This window comes from Paenibacillus sp. TSA_86.1, assembly GCF_052691815.1.
On sequence record NZ_JBQZGE010000013.1, the window covers coordinates 32,435 to 56,249 of the forward strand.

Annotated in this window: 16 protein-coding genes; 1 reads left to right on the forward strand and 15 read right to left on the reverse strand. The window is 49.3% G+C overall.

Going from position 1 to position 23,815, the window contains the following annotated elements; translation table 11 throughout:
- Positions 1-117: 117 nt before the first annotated feature.
- Positions 118-1,026: a hypothetical protein gene (locus ACUTVW_RS20725; RefSeq protein WP_445647521.1), complete on the forward strand. Its 909-nt coding sequence runs from the start codon at positions 118-120 to the stop codon at positions 1,024-1,026.
- Between the two features lie 153 nt (positions 1,027-1,179).
- Here the strand turns inward: ACUTVW_RS20725 and ACUTVW_RS20730 are convergent, their stop codons facing one another.
- The 15 genes from ACUTVW_RS20730 to ACUTVW_RS20800 all read right to left on the reverse strand — a co-directional run bounded on the left by ACUTVW_RS20730 (position 1,180) and on the right by ACUTVW_RS20800 (position 23,748).
- On the reverse strand, positions 1,180-1,608 hold the full coding sequence (locus ACUTVW_RS20730) for a VOC family protein (protein WP_445647522.1): 429 nt from the start codon (positions 1,606-1,608) through the stop codon (positions 1,180-1,182).
- A gap of 281 nt (positions 1,609-1,889) precedes the next feature.
- Positions 1,890-2,117: a DNA-binding protein gene (locus ACUTVW_RS20735; RefSeq protein WP_434748459.1), complete on the reverse strand. Its 228-nt coding sequence runs from the start codon at positions 2,115-2,117 to the stop codon at positions 1,890-1,892.
- A 276-nt stretch (positions 2,118-2,393) separates the two neighbouring features.
- Positions 2,394-3,266 carry a sugar phosphate isomerase/epimerase family protein gene (locus ACUTVW_RS20740; RefSeq protein WP_445647523.1) on the reverse strand — a complete coding sequence of 291 codons (873 nt, stop codon included), beginning with the start codon at positions 3,264-3,266 and terminating at the stop codon, positions 2,394-2,396.
- Between the two features lie 11 nt (positions 3,267-3,277).
- Positions 3,278-4,153 carry a sugar phosphate isomerase/epimerase family protein gene (locus ACUTVW_RS20745; RefSeq protein ID WP_445647524.1) on the reverse strand — a complete coding sequence of 292 codons (876 nt, stop codon included), beginning with the start codon at positions 4,151-4,153 and terminating at the stop codon, positions 3,278-3,280.
- Complete coding sequence (locus ACUTVW_RS20750) at positions 4,150-7,599, reverse strand: alpha-mannosidase (protein WP_445647525.1); 3,450 nt, start codon at positions 7,597-7,599, stop codon at positions 4,150-4,152. Before ACUTVW_RS20750 ends, ACUTVW_RS20745 begins: the two co-directional genes overlap by 4 nt.
- Positions 7,596-9,911, reverse strand: a complete 2,316-nt coding sequence (locus ACUTVW_RS20755; RefSeq protein WP_445647603.1) for a glycoside hydrolase family 3 N-terminal domain-containing protein — start codon at positions 9,909-9,911, stop codon at positions 7,596-7,598. The genes ACUTVW_RS20750 and ACUTVW_RS20755 overlap by 4 nt, the downstream gene beginning before the upstream one ends.
- A 55-nt stretch (positions 9,912-9,966) precedes the next feature.
- Positions 9,967-12,189, reverse strand: coding sequence for a helix-turn-helix domain-containing protein (locus tag ACUTVW_RS20760; RefSeq protein ID WP_445647526.1), 2,223 nt, complete (start codon positions 12,187-12,189; stop codon positions 9,967-9,969).
- Positions 12,190-12,359: 170 nt separating this feature from the next.
- Complete coding sequence (locus tag ACUTVW_RS20765; protein WP_445647527.1) at positions 12,360-13,994, reverse strand: ABC transporter substrate-binding protein; 1,635 nt, start codon at positions 13,992-13,994, stop codon at positions 12,360-12,362.
- Between the two features lie 153 nt (positions 13,995-14,147).
- A complete protein-coding gene (locus ACUTVW_RS20770) occupies positions 14,148-15,056 on the reverse strand; it encodes a carbohydrate ABC transporter permease (RefSeq protein WP_445647528.1) in 909 nt (302 codons plus the stop codon).
- 15 nt (positions 15,057-15,071) lie between these two features.
- Positions 15,072-16,049: an ABC transporter permease gene (locus ACUTVW_RS20775; RefSeq protein WP_445647529.1), complete on the reverse strand. Its 978-nt coding sequence runs from the start codon at positions 16,047-16,049 to the stop codon at positions 15,072-15,074.
- 314 nt (positions 16,050-16,363) lie between these two features.
- Positions 16,364-17,776 (reverse strand): alpha-L-fucosidase, encoded by a 1,413-nt coding sequence (locus tag ACUTVW_RS20780; protein WP_445647530.1) that lies wholly within the window; start codon positions 17,774-17,776, stop codon positions 16,364-16,366.
- Between the two features lie 358 nt (positions 17,777-18,134).
- Entirely contained in the window at positions 18,135-19,193 is a 1,059-nt protein-coding gene (locus tag ACUTVW_RS20785) for a Gfo/Idh/MocA family protein (RefSeq protein WP_445647531.1), read from the reverse strand.
- Positions 19,194-19,483: 290 nt separating this feature from the next.
- On the reverse strand, positions 19,484-20,350 hold the full coding sequence (locus ACUTVW_RS20790; protein WP_445647604.1) for a sugar phosphate isomerase/epimerase family protein: 867 nt from the start codon (positions 20,348-20,350) through the stop codon (positions 19,484-19,486).
- A 109-nt stretch (positions 20,351-20,459) separates the two neighbouring features.
- On the reverse strand, positions 20,460-22,268 hold the full coding sequence (locus ACUTVW_RS20795; protein ID WP_445647532.1) for a glycoside hydrolase family 35 protein: 1,809 nt from the start codon (positions 22,266-22,268) through the stop codon (positions 20,460-20,462).
- A gap of 1 nt (position 22,269) precedes the next feature.
- Positions 22,270-23,748: an alpha-L-fucosidase gene (locus ACUTVW_RS20800; protein WP_445647533.1), complete on the reverse strand. Its 1,479-nt coding sequence runs from the start codon at positions 23,746-23,748 to the stop codon at positions 22,270-22,272.
- Positions 23,749-23,815: the final 67 nt, after the last annotated feature.

The window sequence follows — 23,815 nt, forward strand, 5'->3', positions numbered from 1 at the left end:
AACATAGCCTTGCACCCGACCTTTCAGAATCTGCATCTTTCGGGTACATAATTGTGATACACTGATGGTAATTTGGAAACGATGAACATAAGAGCAGCTGAAAGGCGGAAATTCAATATGACATACGCTTTTACGATTGAACCACCGGATTATTATGTACTGGACAACGAGGACGAGTTAATTGCCAAGTGTCAGGAATGGGGCCTCATTTCGGCCAAAGCAACCAAACTCAAAACGTTCTATTATAAAGGAAACGGACTGAACCTGCCCTGCACGATTTTAGGCTTTGTCGATCACATGACGGCTGTAATTGAGCTGGATAACGGAAAAAAACACTGCATCCATCCTTCCTATCTGAAAGAGATGCAGGCTTCTGGATACAGCACTAGAGAATTAAGCGGGGCTGGAGCAGAGCCAGGCACGGAACAGGATGCCGCGGAGCAAAGTATGGAGACCCTTGATGATGAAACAGTTGCTTCTGTAAGCAGTAAATCTACGGATGCACAGACTTCTGATCTCTCCAATACGTCCGTTAAGGACGACTCCCCGGCAGGGCAGTATGATCCAGAGGATGATATGGATGGGCCAGATTCCTTCTCCGACCTCAAAGGAGACCCTGACGGATTGGTGGAAGAATACATGGGGCCCCAATCAAGGGCCCGTGCGGACGCAACTTCGGAAGCCAAACCGAAAACCAAAGCTGCACCGAAAGCGAAAGCCGTCAAAATTGATTTGCCTGATGGCAAAGTGAAGATGAGTGCGGTGGTCAAAGAATTCACGACCGTACCGAATCATTTCTCAGACAATGACGACGAGGTCATCATCTATGAAGCGTTAACGATCACCGAGCCCGAAGTGATTGAAGTTGGTGAAGCCTGGTCAAGCCACAGTGCAACGATGAAAAAGCATGAGCTGGAGGTCGGTGACGTGCTTACCTTTGAAGCCAAAATCATTAAGAAAAAGCTGACCCGCAATCCGGTGCCTTACAAAATCAACAACCCGTCCAAGATTCAGAAGGAAGAATAGTCTATTTTTTGTGAAAAAGTGTACCCTGAAAAACCTCCATGCTACAGCAAGTAGCGAATGGAGGTTTTTTTTGCAATGACTATACAGTAGATCACGTATTGATCGTTTAATACTTCACGTTCTATGCTTGACCGGCAGTTCCCAAATCTATCTCTAAGCTTGTTCAGGCGTAGCACTGATCTGGAATTGCACGCCAAACTTGTCGGTTACGTTACCGTAAGCCGGGCTCCAGAAGGTTTCTTGAATCGGCATATTCACTTTACCGCCTACTTCAAGTTTACCGAAAATGTCCTTCGCTTGCTCAGCCGTATCCGTATTAACCGTCACCGTGATATTATCTCCAATGGTGTGCGGCATACCTGGCAATGTGTCGGATAACATCAGTACCGAACTGCCAATTTGCAGAGAAGCGTGCATAATCCAGTCCTTGGCCTCTGGCGGGATCGGATGATCCGGACTGGAGGGGCCTTCCCCAAAAGTCTGCATCGCGAGCAATTCCGCACTAAATGCCTCTTTGTAGAACTCAACAGCTTCACGCCCGTTACCATTGGTAACAAGGTACACATTCAAGTTAATTGCCATGGATTGTTCATCTCCCCTGAGTTCATGTAGTCATAGATCAGGCCACTTGCGAAATGAGTATATAGGAATGGATTGTCCTTTGACAAGCACAAATTCCCACTCTGTTCGTTGACCGTTACAGAGCTATATTTCCCAACATATTCTTCTTCCATTCCCTGTTTTATGTCCCTCTCTGCACAAGAAAAAAGCCACTCTCCCGAGTACTGTCCGGTCAAATGGCTATAAACGTTATATTCAGTTACTACCCTTGTCGTGTAAGACTGCGTGCCGCTTCCCTATATCTATTGTGCCTGCAAAATGCGATCAATTTCACTTTTTAACAAAAGGTATCGATGCACACTTCTCATAATGGGTACCTTGGTTAGTTTGTTTTTATCCACGTATAACTTCATCTGGTCTTTACTCAGTCCTAACAGGCTTCCAGCCTCAGTTACCGTCAGTACCACTTCGGGATTCGTTGCGTTGAACGTCTTCTTCACCTTTTGGTTCCAGTCCTCAAATACCTGCATAGATTCACGATCTCTCCTATCCATAGCCAGTTATTTTCAGGCTGCGTATGTTCAGTATAGCATACTTGTGATCATCGTAACTTATGCCTTCCAATGACTCTACGTTGTTCATCTCTTGCTTTGTATGCTGCGTATGACAAAAAGAGCCGGAAAAACGCGGCCCTAAAGACAATAAATTGGGTTTAATTTATATCTTAAATTTTAAATAACATTATTCATATCCTGATCGTTTAGAATTTTTAGTAACCCGTTTCCCCTACACTTTTGACGTCCCCTCTATGCTTCATCCCAGAAACGACGCAGATTGTCCATGGCGATTTTGGAAGCGGCTTTGCATTCCTCCATGCCTTCGAACTCCACCGTGATATTGCCATCGTAACCGGAATCTTTGATCAGCTTGACGATTTTACGAATGGGGATATCACCTTGACCCACGATCGCACCGCGCAGGAAGTTACCATAAGTTGTGGTAAACCACTGCCCTTCCCCCGGATGCTCGTCATACGGACGGAAGTAGAAGTCTTTGAAATGAATGAGCGAAGCGTACGGCAGATTTTTCATCACACCGATAATCGGATTTTCGTCTACACACATGAAGTTGCCAATATCCAGCGTTGTTTTGAAATTCGGCCGATCTACGGCATGCAATACTCGCTGAACCCGATCACTAGCCTGCACGCTGAACCCATGATTCTCAATCGTTGTAGTCATACCATACTGCGCAGCATAATCCGCAATGATCCTGCTTCCCCTAACCATCAACGGCAGATGCTGTTCAAACCAGGCAATGGTCGTGCTTTCCTTGGGCAGCCTGAATGCGGTAACGTCGTGGCGCAGATGCCTGACACCCATCCGGTGTGCGACATCCACATGTCTTTTGACCCGAGCCATCTCTTCTTCAAAAGCCTCTTCCGTCTCCTGCACAAAGTTGGCTGGCATCGAATAGTTCGACAGTTCAATCCCAGCTGCTTCGGTGCGCTCCCGAATCGCATCCGCCAGTCCATGATTATCCTCCACCGTGTATCCGTAGGGAACCATCTCCATATGCTTGCCGCCGTTTGCTGCAATCCAGTCAATCACATCCAGCACCGTCATGGCTCCCGAATTCAGATCATTCAACAAACTGTACGTGCTCAGACCTACCTTCATCTGCTCCACTCCTATCGATATTGTTTGATGAATTGCACGGCCTTCCGAATGTCTTTCTCCGGTTGGTCTCCCACTTCGCGCTCAATGGTCAAATACCCCGTATAACCAATCTCCTGCAGCGCGGCAAAATAGGCATCAAAATCAACGCCTCCCTCGCCTAGCGGTACTTCGCGAAAAAAGGACCCGGAAGCCACCATTTCGGCAATTTTCTCATGATCCATCGGAGCATAACCTACCGCACCGTACACGTCCCGCGGATCAACTTCTTTCAGACGCAGGCCGTCCTTCACATGGGTATGCACAATATATTCCTTCAGCAGCTTCACTCCCTGCACCGGGTCATCACCCGTCACCATTACCATGTTCGCCGGGTCAAAATTGACCGACACCCCGTTTGTAGAGAGAGTATCTAGGAACCTTTTTAGATCCGCAGCCGTTTCCGGCCCCGTCTCGATGGCAAAGTAGGCACCGACGCTTTTGGCGTACTGTCCCAGTTCCTCACAGGCCACGTGCAGTGTTTCGTATACTTCGGAAGACGGATCATGTGGAACAATACCGATATGTGTGGTCACAATATTTGTGCCCAGATCGAGAGCAAGATCAACAATTCGTTTCGACTTTTCTACTTTCCATGCATTGTCTTCCTTGACCTGAAATCCGTGACCGCCCAGATCACCAACCAATGCCGAGATCTCCAGACCCAAACCATCTATATAGCCGCGAAGCTCTTTACGAGCCGCCAGCGACAGATTTGCCGGGTCCATCTCCCCCTTCACCGCGTAGATCTGTACCCCTTCTGCCCCTGCATCTTTGGCTTTCAACAGCCCTTCCCTTACACCTACGCCAAAACTGTCCACGATTACACCGATCTTATTGGTTAATTTCATGTCGTACCTCCCATGATATTAAATGAGTTATGCTGCTTCTTTGATGGCACAAGTTTTACCGACTTGATTTCATAGGGTTTAAAAGTCAGTTCAAAAGCTCCACCCTCGCAAGTGAGTGGCGCAAGCTCATCTTCCAGCAAATTAATCATTGATGCACTCACATTTTGCTCATTCCACTGCACCTGTACCGTTTCCCGGCCTCCGCTTGATTCGTAGAAACGCAGTACCGTTCCCGTTCCATCTTCCGATGCCTTAATCGTATCCAAAATAACATGTTCACTGTGGAACTGAAGCCAGCTATGTTCTGAGGATTTATCGCCCCCATGTGATGTGGATGCAACCACCTGTACCGGGTGATTCAGTTCCATCGCACGTTGTACCACATCAGCCTGACGCCAGTCACCCGCATGCGGTAGTACCGAATATGTGAACTCATGCTGCCCTTGATCGGCATGTATATCCGGCCATTTTGGCGCTCGTAGCAAGGACAGACGGATCGTGCGATCCTTAATGTCATAGCCGTACTTACAGTCGTTCAGCAAACTGACACCACTGTTTCCCTCCGAGAGATCAGCCCAGCGATGCCCGCACACCTCAAACTGCGCCCGTTCCCAACTCGTATTGTTATGCGTTGCCCGCTCTAAAGCGCCAAACGGAATCTCATAGGTAGCTTTGGCCGCCACCAAATCGGAAGGGAATGCTACCTTGAGCAGCTTGTGGCTTTCATTCCAGTCTACCCGAGTTTTAAAATCAACGCGCCGCTGATGATGATATAGAATCACATCCTGACTAATCTCGGAATCATTCAGCTTCCAGCGGAACCGCAGTACATCCTGTACAGAGCTACACTGCACAACCTCTCTGGAGATTAGCTGTACAGCACCCGCCCGTTGAGCTTCAAACCGAGGATCGATATCCCATGCATCCCAGTATGTCGGTTTATCATGGAAAAACTGCCACTCATTCGCCCGGTCTCCCGGCCTTAACCATTCACGCTCTACGGTCTTGTCATACCATCTCGTGATCTCACCCAAGTCGTTGAATTCAAGCAAATAGAACTCGGTTTCCCAACATGCAGGTATTTGCTCAAACTTAGCTGTCTTTTGGATCGCTGAACCCACTTCTAGAACTGCATCTGTTGTTCTTTTCCCTACTGGAATGTCGCCCTCACCTGTTGCTCCTAATGCGCTATCCGCTCCCTGTTCTACGGTTACCGCTATTTCTTCTTTTGCATATCGTTTTGCTTTTACTTTTGCTTCGGCTTCCAGCTCCGCTTCCCCTGCTTCTATCCGCAGCATTTCTTCTTCTGCCTCACGCAGCCATATAGTGATATACCCAAACGCAGGAATCGAAGGAACAAGCACATGCAGGCTAACCCTATTTTCATGCTTATGCCACTCTACCTCGCTAATCAAACGATTCCCATAGCGATCATACGCTGCCAATCCAGCCCATTCTACATCCCCTGTGATACAAATTACTTCATTACGTTCCCAGCCAAGACTGTTAAATATGACGTACGGTATACCTGATACTTCATTCGTTGCAATGTTATCCGTAATCGCATCGAGTGACCTCTGCAACACTTCATCCCCAAGTGCAAACACCTTCGTATACTCCTCAGCAGATGTAACATACACTTCGGGAATCGACGTACCCGGAATAATATCATGGAACTGGTTCAACATGATCAGCTTCCAGCCTTCATCAAGCACTTCCTTGCGATCCAACATTCGGCCGTGATTCTGATCCCACTGGCTCCAGATTTCTGCTTCGCGATAGAGCACCTCGGCCTTGCGGTTGCTACGTTTATTCCGCGCATGGGTTGTATATGTGCCGCGATGCAGCTCCAGATACAGATCACCATGCCACTTCGGCAGTGTTGGCTTACTCGCTGCAATCCCTTCAAAAAAGGCTCCCGCCGTGCTGAATTGACTGATCGGCTGCCCTGCCATCAGGTGAGAACGCTCCGCAAACTCCACCATTTCGTTCGTCACACCGCCGCCACCATCGCCATGCCCATAAAGCAACATCTGCTCTGCATGAACGTCTTTTTTCTTGTAGGACTGCCAGTGTTCATCCACATCTTTGGGACGCGTATGTTCATTTACACCATGATTCAGGTAAGACAGCACCGAGGTACCGTCAATCCCAACCCAGTCGAACAGATCATACGGAAACACATTCGTATCATTCCAGTTTAGTTTGGTCGTCATAAAATAAGGAATGTCCGCAAGTCTCAGAATCTGAGGCAGTGAAGCGCAATATCCAAACGTATCCGGTAACCATTCAATGTTCGAACGTTTGCCAAACTCCGACTGATAGAACTGTTGTCCATACAGAATCTGGCGCACCAAGGACTCGCCACTTGGGATATTCAGGTCTGGCTCCACCCACATGCCGCCAACAAGTTCCCAACGTCCTTCGGCAATTCGTGCCTTCACCCTTTCATACAGCTCGGGATAATGCTCCTTAACAAAAGCATATAGTTGAGGCTGGCTCTGGGAGTACACAAAATCCGGATATGTGTCCATAAGCGTACACATCGTAGAGAACGTTCGGCTCGATTTACGCACGGTTTCCCGCACAGGCCAGAGCCAAGCCACATCAATATGAGACTGTCCAACCAGATGCATAAACCCGCTTCGATGCTGCTCCGGGTCTTCCCGCTCCACGGTCTGGGCGATTCTCTGCTCCAGCTCATGCAGCCACACACCATCCTGCCAGCGTCCCGGATCATGGTACATCTCATCCATCACCTGATGAACAGCCCGAACCAATGTTATGCGTTTTAGGTCCTTCTCCGGTAAAGCCTGTAGCGATTCGGAAAGTACCATTATGCTGTACGTCAGGCTCTGCAACGGTTGGTTCACATGCACCAGCGCCGCTCGTATCCCCTGAATCGGGGGCTGAATTACCGCTTGCCGATTCAGGGGATCATGCGGTTCAGGGATGGGATCATACAGCTCGATCTCCAGCTGTGGCGAGATTCCCACACGTTCTTTTGGAAGAGGTACGAAGGTATGATTGCGATCCAGCCCATGATAAGGAACACCGTTGACCTTCATCAACCCTTCCCCACCCGCTTCAAAAATGAATCCGATAGCCTCACCCTGCCACGTCTCAGGAATCTGCACTCTTTTGCTCAGAAAATAAGTCGTTCCGTGTGTGCTGTTTAAGGGATTCAGGGACTGTTGTATCGCCGGGACTGCTTCTTGATCCAATCGCCCGGTTCCAACTTCATGCTGATAGTCAGGCTGCTGTTCATCTAAATGCTCATGTCCCTGTTCAGATGCACGATCCTGCTCGGACGCATATCCTTGCTCATACTCGTATTCTCCCGGCCGAATATATCGGGCACGCTGCATCTGCCACTCGGGAAGCTCCACAACTTCCAGCCACTGTCGCTGCTTCAAATCTTCAATAAACCGCCGAATTCGGATCATACTTTCACCTCCACCTGTTGTACATGCAGACTGCAAGCCGTCCAGTCCACAGAGCTACGTCCGACCATCAGCTTGAACTCGCCCGGTTCCACCACAGACTGGAGACGGGAGTCGATCAGTGATAGATGTTCTTTTTGCACAGGAAACGTTACGGTTCGGGTCTCACCTGGCTCCAGATGGATTTTGCTAAAACCTTTCAAGGCGATTTCGGCCCGGGTAACCGAAGCCGACACATCGGTAATGTACAGCTGCACAACTTCTTTGCCTGCTACTGCACCCACATTCGTCACCTCGACCTGAACCTGTGCCTCCTCGTCCGGCCCAATCACTTCCGGTGTCACTCGTACATTGTCATACTTGAAATCCGTGTAACTAAGCCCATGTCCGAAAGCATATTGCGGCGTTAGATCCATCTCCAAATATCGTTTGCCACGCGTCCGTTTCGCATGATAGTACACGGGAAGCTGACCTTCATGTTTGGGAATAGAAACGGTCAGTCGCCCCGATGGATTCACATCCCCGAACAGTACATCTGCAATGGCATTGCCCCCTTCCTGCCCGGGATACCACGCTTCAATAATGGCCGAAATATGCTCGTCGATCCAAGGTTCGGCAATAGGGCGCCCGTTAATATACACCACAACGACCGGTTTCCCCAGTTTATGTATTTCCTGTACGAGTTCCAGCTGCACACCCATCAGGTTCAACGAAGAACGGTCAATGCCTTCCCCGCACTCCATGTCATTCCACGGATCATCTGTTACCACGGATGCTCCTGTTCGCAGATCAATCGTACCTTCGCCAAAATCACGCGCACTCGATCCGCCCATCACCATAACGATAACATCGGCCTGCTCCGCACATGCCAGCGCCTGCGCAAAACCTTCTCTCGAATCCCCCTTGATTCGGCATCCGGGTGCATACAGCACCTGAGCAGTATCCGTCCCACCGAGTTTGCGCGTGATACCATCCAGCACCGTCACAATCTGCTCCCGTGGCTGCGGCGAGGTATAATCTCCGAGCTGGTTATAGATATGGTTGGCGTTCGGGCCAATCACAGCCAGTTTGGTTCCCTGGGTAGCAAGCGGAAGCACATGATCTTCATTTTTCAGCAGGACAATCCCCTCTTGTGCCACTTCCCGTGCGAGCCGAACATGTTCCTCACACCCGATAACCTTCTCTGCAAAATCAGGATCAACATACGGCTGCTCAAACAAACCGAGCCTGAATTTCATCTCCAACACGCGTCGTACCGCCAAATTCAGTTCTGCATCTTCCAGTAAACCCTGTTCAAGCGCCTGTGCCAGATGTTTGCGGTACATGAAGCCGGACATCTCCATATCTACTCCTGACCGAAGGGACTGGGCCACAGCCTGCTCTCCATTCTCTGCCGTGTTGTGTCCGTTCACTAGCATCTGGATCGCCCCAAAATCGGTAATGACAAATCCGTCAAAACCCCACTCTTCCCGCAAAAGATCATGCAGCAGATACGTACTGGATGTACACGGCATACCATCGATCTCGTTATAGGCCGTCATGACCGAGCAGGCTCCGGCTTCCACCGCTTGTTTGAACGGCAGCAGGTCGATTTCATGCAATTCACGCATCCCCATATGCACTGGCGCTGCATTGCGCCCGCCTTCCGAACTGCCGTACGCTGCAAAATGTTTGAGTGTTGCCACCACCGTCCGGTCGGAATCTAGCCGCTCTCCTTGTAGTCCGTTAATTGCTTCTACAGCAAACTGCCCGATCAGAAAAGGGTCTTCGGCAAAACATTCCTCCGTTCGTCCCCATCTCGGGTCACGCACGACATCCAGCACTGGAGAATACGTAGCTGCGCCGCCCTGACTCCGGGTCTCCACAGCGATCGCCTCGCACATCCTGCGATAGAGCTCTGTATTCCATGTACTACCTACCGTTAAAGGCACAGGAAAGACCGTTGCACCAATGGCCATATGCCCGTGGGAACATTCCTCTCCGAACAGAACCGGAATCCCTAACCGGGAATGCTCTATCGCATATTGCTGAATCACATTCGTGGCTACCGCTCCTTGCCGGGGTGTCAGCCCTGTATCCAAAGTAACTTCTGTCCATGGATCAGCCCTGAGCACCCCATACAACGAGCCGAAACCACCCATCGCCATGTCCGCCTCGAACTCTTCGGTTACCTGTACCGTACCGTCTGCGGCTTTCTTGTACGTTTTCCACCCCATAGGCTGGATTAACTGTCCGATCTTCTCTGAGGTAGTCATTCGTTCGAGCAGATCCTGTACCCGCTCCTGAATGGGAAGTGATGCATCTTTGTAGCCCATTTGCGTTTGCATATGCACATTCTCCTCCTGCCTGTGAGTTGGTCATACGTGGACCTTACACGGCCTTGCGATAATCACTTGGAGCCATCCCCACGACATTTTTAAAAGCACGGTTGAAGGAATTGTAGTTGGTATATCCCACTTCCTCACTAATCTCCTGAATGGCTTTGTCGGTCTGCTGCATGAGCTGTTTCGCTTTTTCGATCCGGTGACTGATGAGCAGATCCACGAACTTCTCCCCGATCTCATCTTTGAAAAGCTTGCTCAGATACTTCGGATTGATATCGAACAGATCACTAAGGTAATTCAGCGACAGATCGGGATTGTTGTAATGCTCCTCGATATATTTGCGAATCTCCAGAATATGTGACCGATGTTTACGAGAGCATTGCAGTGTCTCCATCTGCTGCGCCAGGTCACGGAACCCTTCCAGGCACAGCTCGCGCAGGTCATCCAGTGTCTCCCAACCTTCCAGCCGTGGCAACAATGGCGTAAATATCGCCGCCCATGACTCCTGATATTCGCGCGGAAGTTCGGCAAATTCACGATTATAATGCTGGAACAACTGTTGAACCGTGTTCATAATCTCCTGACGAGACAGAACAGACTCGCGAATCTGCTTAAACAGCCGTTCAAAATGCTGTTCCCAAACATCGTCTGACAGCCGCATCGCCTGCACTAGCAAGGAGATGGTCTTTAAAAACTCATACACATCATTCGTCGAACTCGGTACATCTCCGCATGGTATGATCCGATTGGTGCCTAGAACCGCCTTGTACTCCAGGGCGTGCACAGCCTCTTTGAGCGAAGCCCGAAGCCCGCGAATATCCACAGCAACCCGGCCCACACCAATCGTGACGGTAAAGTTCAGATACTGACCGACCCGATCCAGATAACCGCTGAGCAATCGCTGCTCCGTCTCTTCAGACTGCTCGGTCTCGGGCAGCCAGAGGATAGCATACAATCGCTGACTAGATACCCACTCCGCCCATACATCGGTTCCTTCATGCCGCGCACTTTCCTGCAAAATACTCGATAACACAAATTTCAGAAGGGCTTGATCCTGCTGATGATACTCATCCACAAACACATCGTATCGATCCATCTCCACCACCATCACAGCCCAGCGATGCTCTAATGCTGGTAGCTTGAACTTGCTCATCTCAGCAGATAACTCATGACCTGTGTAATCCCTTGTACCTTCAAGCAGTTCCTGAAAGAAAACCTTCTTCTGCAAAATCAGATTCTCTTCATGCTCCTCCTGATATTGCTTCGTCTGGTTGATCATGCGCTCCAGTGTCGTATGAATGAAGCGGAATTCATTCTCCTTGCCATAGTTCAGTGCCGTCGGCTTCTGTGAAGATACGGTCTGAATTAACGTGACAATCTGTTGGATCGGTTTATAGTTTCTGCGAGTTACATAGACAACCCACACAACCCCGATCAGCACAACAGCAGCAGCGAAAATAAACCAGATATTATAAAATTGCAGCGTAAACTTGATGATTTTCCCGTTATTTAGCCCGGTCTGCACCTTCCAGCCACTATAACTGGATGTGAATTCAGAGAACACCTCTCCCGAAGATGCTGGCTTGGAGGCAAGCACCTCTTCATCTGGTGGACTGCCATGCCAGAGACTTCCCCCGGATCGGTTATAGATGTTCACAAACGTGAATTCAGGGTCGTACATCTGCATAATGGATTTTTGCAGCGTGTTTAACTCAACATTGGTCACTACAAGACCCCTACCGTTCCCGACATTCCGCACAATCGTAATGACCTGCTCTGCCGATTGGGAAGGAAACGCCTTGAATGACCTTGCACCGACCCACTTCTGCTCATCCCTCGTCCGGCAGTCTGCAATAAATGCCGCGTCCGGGAATTCACTCACGGGAACGGCCTTGCCATTACTAAAAACGGTGTTATCGCTGTATCTGACCAGATACACCGAGTCGATCAGCGGATATTCTATCTTCAATTCATCGATGACCTTAACGGCCTGAATGCCGGCATAGACATCCTCGCTGCCAGAACCCGAGAAATAATTTTTCAGATTAGAGTTGGTCAAAATCTCGCGCAGTACCTTGAAATCGATAGAACGCAAGGAATTATCCAGATACTGTGTCACCTGTGAAGCCAAAAATTCATTGGCCTTGAGCGCTTCCCTTCGGTTCTGCTCATTGAATACCTGAAAGAAAATGAAAAATAGAATCGTCGTCACAATAAAAAAAATAGGCAAATACGATAACAGCAAACGTCTGAACCAATTGTTGTTCATCTCCGCGCCCCCCACCAATCCATTTCATGTTGCATGACGACAAACCACTTGCACCTTGCCTCTGTTCACAGAGTTTTCATAATTATGCGTTCATTATATCGAATGACGTGGGGTTGTCATAGGAGAAGACTGCCCCGGTCACGGGTGACAGGCGGGACAGTCCGTATATACTACTTTTTCTCAATTGCACGCTGATAAATATCCAGATAATTGCTTAATCCAAGTCCGTCGAAACCTTTCACGTACGATTCCCAATCCTTATCAATGCTCTTGCTGCCGATGATGAACTGAGCCATGTTGGTCTGCACATAATCTTTGATCGCAGTGGTCAATTGAGCTGCTGACTCGGTATCCTCCGGACGGATAAACACGTTCGCAGGATATACTTCTTTGGGAGCGTATGGTGCATATACCTTTGTCGCTTGAGCAAGCCTTGTACCGTATCCTTCAGCAGACAGCGGATCTTGACCCTCTGCAAACAGATTACGGAACGTGTTGGACAAATCATGCGCACCGATCTGTGACCAGCTTTCGTTCACAACCACGTTCGGATCACGTTCAGGCAGGTTGTAATAGCTGTATTTGGCAGGTTCGCCGTTGATGTTTTTCTCATCCGGGCCTGCTTTTTTCCAGCCCTTACCCTCTGTTGGGCCATACTCTGCGTAGAGTGCACCCTCTTCACTGAACATGTAATCTACAATTTTGATGGCAGCAATCTGTTGTGCTTCGGTCGCTTTGTTCGTGATGGCAAATTCAAATTCACCTACACTTTGCGTTGCTCCCGTCGTCTGCACACCATCCGGCCCTTTGAGTGGGGGTACGATCTCCCAGTGCTGGTGACGGGTAATTTTTTTGTCATACGTATTCACCAGATAGCTCACCAGTGCTGTTGTAATGGAACCCACCACTTCGTCGCCTTCCTTGTTCCCCAGTTGACCAATCGCCTGGTCATTCTGCGTGAAGGAAGCCGGGTCGATCAGGCCATCCGCGTACAGCTTGTGCATGTACTCCAGCCCGTTCTTCCATCCTTCCTGGTTGGCGGCAAAGCTGACCTTGCCATCGTTCACAATCAGGTATTTGTCGTTATCATTGTATATAAAGCTGTTCATCAGATAGGCATCGATGTTGCCGTTCCACACATATTTGTTCGGTGCTCCTGTGAGCGGAATCTCGTCCGCTTTGCCGTTGCCGTTCGGGTCTTGGGTTTTGAACGCCTTTAGAACGGTATACAGCTCATCCGTCGTCGTTGGCATTTTCAGCCCCACCTTATCCAGCCATTCTTGGTTAATCCAATACTTCTGTGCATACGTACAGTGGTAACATTCATTGAAAATAGGCAATGCATAGATGTTACCGTCCGGTGCCGTTATGGCATCCTTAAAATAAGGCTTCTCTTCCATCACTTTGGTGAGGTTCGGGCCATATTGCTTAATCAGGTCTTGAAGCGGAAGGAACACGCCTTGTTTACCATAGGTTTGAAGATCCGAGGTGGTGAACTTGCCGTGCAGGAACACTTCAGGATAATCCCCACTGGCTAGCAGCAGTTGTCTGCGATCCTGCAAAGCGTCTGTCGGGGCCAGATCCCATTTCAAGGTCACGTTGAACTTTTTTTCGATAAACTTGGTGAATTCATTGTCTTCCATCGGCGCTTTACCTTGTGGAGCAAAAAAAGTCATCGTCACCGGGCCGCCGCTCTCGCCGCTCCCCTCGCTACCTGTACCCGCTTTTTCAGATGAACTGCATGCAGATAATATCGTTATCGAAGCTAAGACCAGACACAAAATTGAAATCCAGGATTTTCTCAAACTGACTCCTCCTTTTTGTTCATAACGGCAAACCTCTGGTTAAGTTATCGGGTTGATATAGCCGGCGTGTGCCCCCACCTCCTTTCATAAACCGACTACCATCGGATACGTGAAAAGTGATCTTTCTTTTTTCCTACGGATGAAGCAAGCAAGCTATCCTTTAAGTGAACCGACCATAACCCCTTTGACGAAGTGTTTTTGCACAAAAGGATACATGATCAGAATCGGAATACTGGCGACGACAATCAGCGCATATTTCAGCACCTGCTCGAACCCTTGATCCCTCATCTGCTGGCTTGTATTCGCAAGCATGGCCGGGTCAGCCGCATTCAGAATTAACAAGTTACGAAGTACATATTGCAGCGGGAACAGTTTCTCGGAACGCAGGTAGATGAGTGCATCAAAGTAGGCATTCCAGTGACCTACAGCGTACATCAGCGTCATGACCGCCAGAATCGGTTTGGAGAGTGGCAACACCACGCTGATCAGGTAGCGAATATCCCGGCACCCATCCATCTCGGCAGCTTCACCAAGCTCCTCGGGGATCGACGACTGGAAGAAGGTGCGAGCAACGATGACCTGGAACACGGCAAGCGCTCCGGGCAGCCACATCGCCCAGCGGGTATCCAGCAGGTGCAGGTCTTTCATCAGCAGGTAGGTGGGAATCAGACCCCCGTCAAAAAACATCGTAATCATCATGAAAATAATGATCGCTCCCCGTCCATAGAACGACTTACGGGAGAGCGGGTAAGCCAGCATAACGGTCAGAGCGACGTTGATGAACGTACCAACTACCGTGTAGATAATTGTGTTATAGAATCCGAGCATGAGCTGCTCACTTTTGAAAATGGAGATGTACGCCTTGATGTTGAAATCAACCGGGAACAGCCACACCTGGCCGGATGTCACGGCACGTGATGAGCTGAACGATGAGCTGACGATGTACAAGAGCGGGTAGAACACCGTTAACAGAATGGCAATCAGAAAGATATAGTTAATGGTCATGAAAATTCGGTCGCCAATGGGGTCTTTGATTCGGTTCCGATTGATCAGATTAAACATGGACATGCTCCTCCTCTACCACAAGCTGTTCTCGGATACTTTGCGGGAAATGCTGTTAACGATGACCAGTAAAATCAGATTGATGATGGAATTAAAGAATCCGACAGCCGCAGAGAAGCTGAAATTTGCTCCGATCAGACCAACCTTGTACACGTACGTGGAGATGACCTCCGAAGCACTTGTATTCAGCGGATTCTGCATCAGGTATATTTTTTCGAAGCCAACGCCCATAATGCTGCCCAGACTTAGAATCAACATAATTACGGTGACCGGAACAAGTGTCGGAAGGTCGATGTGCCAGATTTTCCGCAACCTTGAGGCACCATCCATCTTGGCCGCTTCATACAGGGACGGATCAACTCCCGCCAGGGCAGCGATGTAAATAATCGAGGAATACCCCATGCCCTGCCATACCCCGGACCAGACATAGATTGATTTGAAATATTCGGGAATCCCCATAAAGTTAGTCATCGGGAAACCCAACCAGGTAAATAACTTGTCTACGACGCCTACATGCGGCGAGAGCATTAGAATGATGATGGATACCATGACAACGGTGGAGATAAAATGCGGTGCATACGTGACCATCTGTACGGTCTTTTTGAAGTAACCCGTTCGAATCTCGTTCAGCGCCAAGGCCAGCAAGATCGGTATAGGGAAACCCGCAATGAGGGAATAGAAACTGATACCAATGGTGTTCTTGATCAGCAGCCAGAAGTTCGGGGAATCGAAGAAGGCTTCAAAATGTTTGAGCCCCACCCATGGGCTACCCCAGATGCCTTTGACTACGCTGAAATCTTTAAAGGCAATCTGCACGCCCACCATCGGAATGTATTTGAAGATCAATAGATACAACACCGGAGGCAGCACAAGCAGGTACAGCTCCCAGTGCTTTTTGAAGCTTTTGATAAACGGATGCTGCTTCTTGGGCGCCGTCTGACGTAATTGTTGCAGCTCTATGTTCGCAGGTATGCTTTCTGTACCTCGACTCATTTGCGTCACTCCTTCTCAGCCTCAAGTGTAATAATACATTACATTCAGATTCCTTAAACGTTAGTTTTCGACGTCCCTTCAATGCCTTGAATCCAATCAATGTTAACAATCATATCAGGTAGCGCTTTCTTAACTTGATAGTACCTTGATGTAGGCTTTTTGATCAATTTGCAATTTTCTCCGACATCTCTTTATTCTAAAAACCCTTGTGGGTCAAGTGTTTAAAGCCATGTGCTGTAGGTATATGTATGTTCTATGTATAAAAAATAAAATTCCGGAGGCGCTGATATCTCCCCCGGAATTAACATGCATTTTTATGATTTGGTGATTAATCTAAATGTATGAGTGATCGGTGCTTCAGCACTTGTAGCAGATCGTGGCATCTCTACGAGCAGCCCTTCTTCGGTCTGCTGAAACGAAAGTACGTCATTCGTGCCGATGAGTTCAATACGCTCTACCTTTTCCACATAAGGAATGATCAGTCGCTCTTCCGGGGTCTCGCTCTCGTTGCGATATATGCGGAAGGCATATACGGTGTTGATGTTTTCTTTCTGTGTAAATGCCCACTCCTTCGTGTAATACGGTGCGCAAATGCGGGTGCCATAGATTCCTTCACCGTGTGTGTTCAGCCATTCGCCCAATCCCTGAATACCTCGAACTGCTCCTTTGGGTAGACGTCCGTCCGGCTGCGGCCCGACATTCAGTGCCAAGTTACCGCCTTTGGATACCACTTCGAGCAAAATATGTGCAAGCTGCCGGCCCGATTTATACTGATCATCGAAGCCAAAAGCAAATGAATGCCCAACGGTAATACAGCTCTCCCACGGGATATTCATCGGATACTCCGGGATCGTCTGCTCCGGGGTGACGATGTTCTCATACGGCCCGCCTACAGTGCGATCTGCCGACAGAAGCCACGGCTGCGTGCTCTTTCTCGCCCGCTCGACCACTTCACCAAGCCGGATATCCTGACCGTGGCGGCCTTCACGTACCCAGCCTGCATCAAGCCACAGGCACTCGATTCGTCCGTAGTTCGTCAGCAGCTCCATGATCTGCTCATGGGTGAACTCCACGAACTTTTCCCACATCCAGGGATACTTGTGTGGATCATAGGAAGGCCCGCGCCACATATGGCGTCCACGTTCCATGCCCGGTGCCCAGTAATACGGGGTATGCCAGTCCGCTTTGGAGAAATATGCCGAGATACCGATCCCTTTCGCTCGAAAGGCATCAAACAGCGCACGGCAGATATCGGCATATTTGTGCGTGTGGAACGGCGTATCCTTGCCCGTAATCCGGTAATCAGTCGTTTTGGTATCCCACATGCAGAAACCATCATGGTGCTTGGTCGTAAACAGGAAGTATTTGAAGCCGTTATCAGCGGCCATTTGTGCCCATTCTTCGGGCTGGAACCGAATCGGATTGAAGGTTTTGTTCAGGTCAAAATATTCACGTTTAAAGTCTTCCATATCTTCCGTCCAGTCCACATCATCCCGCGACCAGTCGCCATCCTCATCACTCAGCGCCCATGATTCTACCAAGCCGAGCTGCGAGTACGGCCCCCAGTGCATCATCAAACCAAGCTTCTGATCTTTGAACCACTCCAGCCGCTCCAGCAGCAGTGGATCTTCCGGCTTTACCCATTCGTCTTCTTTGCTAAAGTTGTGTATGCCTGCTTCAACGATGTACTCTTCCTGCTCTGGCAGGGGGGGATTGGTTTGAGTCAAAATAAAGCATCTCCTTTAGTTGAAATTTCTCGCGTTGTAAAAAGATAGGATTTACACTGGGCCACTCCGCGGTCAGAACAATCCTCCGAGCGCTGTTACCCCCGGATTTCTTCGAATTATTTCCCTGATGGGGAAATCCGGGGATAAAGGCGCACGCTTCGCTTCTTCGGATTATTTCTGACCTCTCCGTTTTCGTGTAAATAAATGCTGATACAACGTCCAAAGATGGTTTCACCTCGTCGATTGGATAACTTGGATACGTCGGGTTACCTCTTTCCTCCGTTTGGGTAGAACAAATGACTGAAGATCACTGGTGAATTTACACTAGGCCACTCCGTTCACGTGTAAATGGAGGTTATTACAACGTGATCTCTTTGCCCTCGCGTGCGGATTCGTAGATGGCGCATAGCATTTTCATGACTTCCACGCCGTCCTCGACGGGGCTAAGGGTTTCTTTTCGGCCCTGCGTACTGTCGATAAAGTGGTTGATTTCATTGCGGAACGAGCCCATGAAGTCAAAGGATTTAAAATCAACCTGTGGTGTCATGTTCAGAATGGTATCGAACTTCTCGCTTATAATCGAAATTTCTGGCTCAAGCTCGGCTCCGCCTTTGTCGCCGTACAGCTTGACCGCTGTTTCATCGGCCTTTGCATGCAGGGTGAAACTAACGTCGACCAGCAGGCTTGCTCCATTTTCAAAACGGATCAATGCATTCGCCATATCTTCCACCGTGTTCTGTTCCGCATCGTAATCGGCAGCTTTATAGAATGAAAGATTTCGAATGTTCGCCCGGTTACCAAGCCGATTGGAGACATTGGCGGAAACGGATTTCACCTTCGGTCTGCCCATCAGGTACCAGCAAATGTCGATGACATGTACGCCGATATCAATCAACGGGCCGCCGCCAGAGCGACTTTTATCGGCAAACCAGCCACCCGGATTGCCAAGACGGCGCAGACTGGAAGCTTTGGCATAATAGATTTCGCCCAGTTCACCTTCGTCGATGAACTTTTTCAGAATCTGAGCATTGTCACTATAGCGGCGAACAAAGCCCACTTGCAGCAGCTTTCCACTGCGATGAACGGCTTTTTCCACCTCTAATGCATCCTCTACGGTCTGGCATAAAGGCTTCTCGCACAGCACGTTTTTGCCTGCATCCAGCGCCGCAATACTAATCTCGGCGTGCGAATCATTCCATGTGCAGATGCTAACCGAATGAATTTCCGGCAGAGCGAGCAAGTCTCTATAGTCCGTAAACACATGCGTTGCTCCATACTGCTTCGCCACATCGGCGGCACGCGCTTCGTTCAGATCACAGATCGCATAAATCTCCACTTCCGGATTGCTGGCATACGCTTGCAGGTGGCAATCGGATATCGAACCGGCACCGATGACAGCGACTTTTAATTTGGACATTTTACTACCCCCTCCAGTGTTAAAAATGAAAATGAATACCGTTCAGCTCGGCAGAGCCAGCTTTTTATAAAAAAATCGCACGACCTGAATCATTCAAACTGATCACATTTCGATGTATTTCATCTCAGAGAGAACGGATAACGGCGTCTTCTTTCATACCGCCTACTTTCTTACTAGATCCTCCTGTATAGAAGACTCACTACACTACACAGCACCTCACAGCACTAAACCAATCGACACGGGATTGCATAGCGATCCCAGATCATAGCAAGGCACATACCGACACGGTTTCACGCCTCATCCCACAAACGGCGCACGTTATCCATTGCAATGCGCGAGGCGGTTCGGCAATCCTCCATGCCTTCGAATTCAACCGAGATATATCCGTCATACCCCGACTGCTTCAGCACACGGAACACCTCAGGTATGTCGATATCACCATGACCCACAATGGCTCCGCGCAGATAATTGCCGTGAGAGGTCTGAAACCAGCCCTCGCCGGGATTCCGGGTGGAAGGACGCCAGTAGAAGTCTTTGGCGTGAACGATAGATGCGTGAGCAATGTTATTTTTCACCGCACTCACCGGATCTTCATCCACACAAAGGAAATTCCCGATGTCCAGTGTCGTTTTGAAATTTTCCCGTCCTGTCTCATGCAATAGCCGCTGGATACGCTCGCTCGATTGTACATAATATCCATGGTTCTCCACACTTGTCGTAATCCCTAAGCCTGCGGCATAGTCGGCAATTCGCTGACAGGCTTTGACCAGCACGGGCAGGTCGGCTTCAAACTGCGCTACAGTCCCTTCCGGTGCAGGCCGGAAAGCCACATCGTGGCGCATCAGCTTCACACCCAGAGCAGCGGCAACATCAACGTGCCGCATAACATTCTGAATCTCCTGCTCTACAGCCTCGGTATCCTCCTGATCCGCAAAGTTCGCTCCAATGGCATAATTCGAGATGTTGATACCAACGTCCTGAGCCGCAGCTTTGATTTCCTCAATTAAAACCGCATTGTCGATCAGACTGAAGCCCATCGGTACAATCTCCACATGCTGCCCGCCCTGCCCGGCAATCCAGCGAATGGCATCCGGCACAGTCAGCTCCTTACGATCCAACGCTTGCTGCAAACTGTACGTACTGAGTCCAACTTTCATCTTCCTCATCCTCTCCCTCTCCTGTGATGGGTGTCCATACCCAACGTATACCTTGTTCCAGTCCATAGGGCAATTGCCAATAATCGCATGGCTCACCGATTTTCCTTTTCTAGCCCAAATCCGGCTGATCTACGAACATGACGGCAGCATCTGCCGTTCCATGAAGCTCAAATATAATGATCTCATTCTCTCCTTGGCCGAGGAGCGGAGCAGGGACATACAACGTCTGTTGCGGGCCTTTATTCCAATACCGACCCAGATTGAATCCGTTTACACATGCAACCCCTTTTGTCCAGCCGTCCAGACGAAGAAAGGTATCCTTTATATCCATCACATCCTCCATATGAAGACTTCCTCTATAAAAAAATGGCTCCTCTTTTACTGTTCTTACGCTGCTCTCAAGCTCAGACAGCACAGCAAAGGATAATCCCGAAAGATCGGTCATCGGCAAACAATGAATCGTCCAATCATACAAAAACTGGAATCCATGCCGCACACCCTGTGTAATTCCCTTCGGATCTCTCAGGTACGGCCCGTAATTGATCCGCCCCATATTCTCAACGAGAATGAGTAACTCTGCCCCTTCCGCGGGTACTTCAAAGGATATCGTCGCCGCGGGATTTCCACGTTCCAGTACTCCCTGTAAAAGGCCATCTACAAACACCAGTGCCCGATCACGTACCTCCTGAACGACCAACTCCTGGCGCTCTCTTGGCCCGGAAATCCGGGTCTTATAGCTAATAAATCCGTAATCCTGCCCCAGCTTCTCCATTGGCTCCGGATTTGTACGGTGCATTGGAATAGCCAGTGCATTCAGTTGCTGAAGCAAACTAGCGTGCTGCGCCATCTCGACTCTGCCGTAAGCGGCCGTTCCCATAGGTTCCGGTAAAACCAAATCTCCCGGTTCAGAGCCATGATTCTCTTTTTTAGAACCGCTATACCGTGATAGGACCTCTCTTACCGCCTGAAATTTCGCTGTTGGTTCACCTGATTCGCTAAGCAGAGCGTCATAGTCGTAACTTGTAATGGTTGGTTCGTATTGATCCTTTTGCTGACAATTCGCTCCATTATAAAATGCAAAATTCGTTCCTCCATGGAACATGTAGAAGTTCACCGATGCGCCCGTCTCCAGCATTTCCTCCAGCACTTTAGCTACATCTTCTGCTTCCCGGGTATGATGAGACTCGCCCCAGTGATCGAACCAGCCATTCCAAAACTCCATACACATGAGCGGTTCCTCTGCTTGATATTCACGCAGCTTGGCAAACGCCCACTCTGTCCCCGAACCAAAATTAACTGTTGCCAAGTGTCCTGGCACGGAACCGGCCTGCAACATATGATCGGTTGGCCCATCCGAGGTAAACAGAAGCACATCCATGCCCCGCCTCACCATGCCATCTCGCAAATATTGCAGATAACTCGCATCGTTCCCGAAGCTGCCGTATTCATTTTCGATCTGCATCGCAATAACGGGGCCGCCAGAGGTGCTCAGAAGAGGTTTTAATTTGGGCAAAAGTACATCGTAATACCGATCCACATGCGCTAGAAACGCCGAATCACTGCAACGAAGCCGCAGATGGTCATCCGCAAGCAGCCAGGAAGGCAATCCGCCAAATTCCCACTCCGCACAGATGTAAGGACTTGGACGAACGATCACATGCAGTCCCAAGCTCCCCGCAAGTCGAATAAATTTCTCCACATCCGCCATACCTTCAAAACAATACTCTCCAGGCTGAGGCTCATGCATATTCCATGGCACATAGGTTTCCACCGTGTTGAACCCGCAGGCCTTCAGCTTCAGCAGCCGATCTTCCCAATACTCGGGCACCACTCGGAAATAATGAATGGCTCCTGATAGAATCTGAATCGGTTCCCCATCTAGCATGAATTGTGATCCCTGAACCGTCAGTACTGCCATCTCACATGCCCTCCCGTTCACTGTAAAATAAGCTGAATTTCGATAACGTCGGACACCATCTGGACTCCTGAATGGTTAGCCGAACCCGGCGTGCAGTCACTTTTGGAAAACAGCAGATCCGCTTATATCCAACCACCGTTCCGGCATAGATGTCCTGCCACCGACCATCCTCACAGCATACTTCCAGTGTAAACCGTTCAATCCGTTGCCCCGATTGGATGTGTTCCATCAGCAGCACACGGTCAAATATCTTTTCTTCGGGCAAAATCAATTCAATCCATGCTTGCTCTGTTCCTTCGCTTGGGCACCAATAAGCTTCTGGTTCCAACTCCCCACCCAAATTCAAAACTTGTGAAGCTCCATGTGCTTTATCCATCGTCTCCGAAGCCTCCGCCTGGGCACCATACGCCAAGTCTTCACTGAACGTTTTACGCAGCACCGAACCTAGATCGTGCAGTCGCTGAACATCATTTTCATGAACCAGACCACGCTTGTCTGGAGGCAGATTCAGCAAAAAGCAAGCATTGCCACCCACGGCACCGTAATAAACGGAGAGCAGTTCTTCCAGCGTTTTGACCTGATCATCTTCACTCGCATGATAGAACCAGCCCGGACGTATCGAAGTATTCACCTCGGCAGGATACCACACCAGCTGGTCAGCATAATCACGAATGACGTCACGGCTCCCCAGATCACTATCCTGTGTGTTGATTTTCCTCGCAAACGTTCCATCATCCACCTGTTGCGACTGCTCCTGAATCTTCTCATTATCCTGCATATGCGCCGGTACAACGCTCCATTCCGATTCGCGCGTATGTCCTGCCTCATTGCCACACCAGCGCACGTCCGGGCCACAGACCGAAATGACCGCTTCCGGCTGGAGCTCACGAATGAGAGCATAGTATGCGTCCCAATCATAGACCTGCCTTTTCCCATTTGGCCCTTCGCCACATGCGCCATCAAACCAGACACAGAAAATATCACCGTAGTTCGTCAGCAGTTCGCGCAGTTGATGAAGAAAAAAGGCATTATACCGCTCCGAATCCCCATAACATGCTTCATGACGATCCCACGGAGAGAGATACACCCCAAATTTCAACCCAGCATCACGGCAGGCATCGGCAACTTCTCGAACCAGATCACCAGAGCCATTTCGCCATGGACTCGCTGCAACCGTATGATCTGTATAACGGCTGGGCCACAGACAGAATCCGTCATGGTGTTTGCACGTCAAAATTAATCCTTTCATGCCAGCATCCTTACATGCCTCAACCCATTGCCCTGCATGTAGTTCAGTAGGGTTAAATATTGACGGCTCTTCCTCACCCGTCCCCCATTCCCGATCCGTAAATGTGTTCACGGTAAAATGGATAAAAACATAAAACTCCATCTCCTGCCATCGCATTTGGCGCTCGGATGGACTGATTTGTGCCGCCTTTTTAATCCAATCTGCTGGTGCTGGTGAAAGCTTTGAGTTCATGGCTCCACACTCCCTTATATGAAAGATGCATTTTGCATTCATTGCTTTTGCTCTATTGGAATGTATA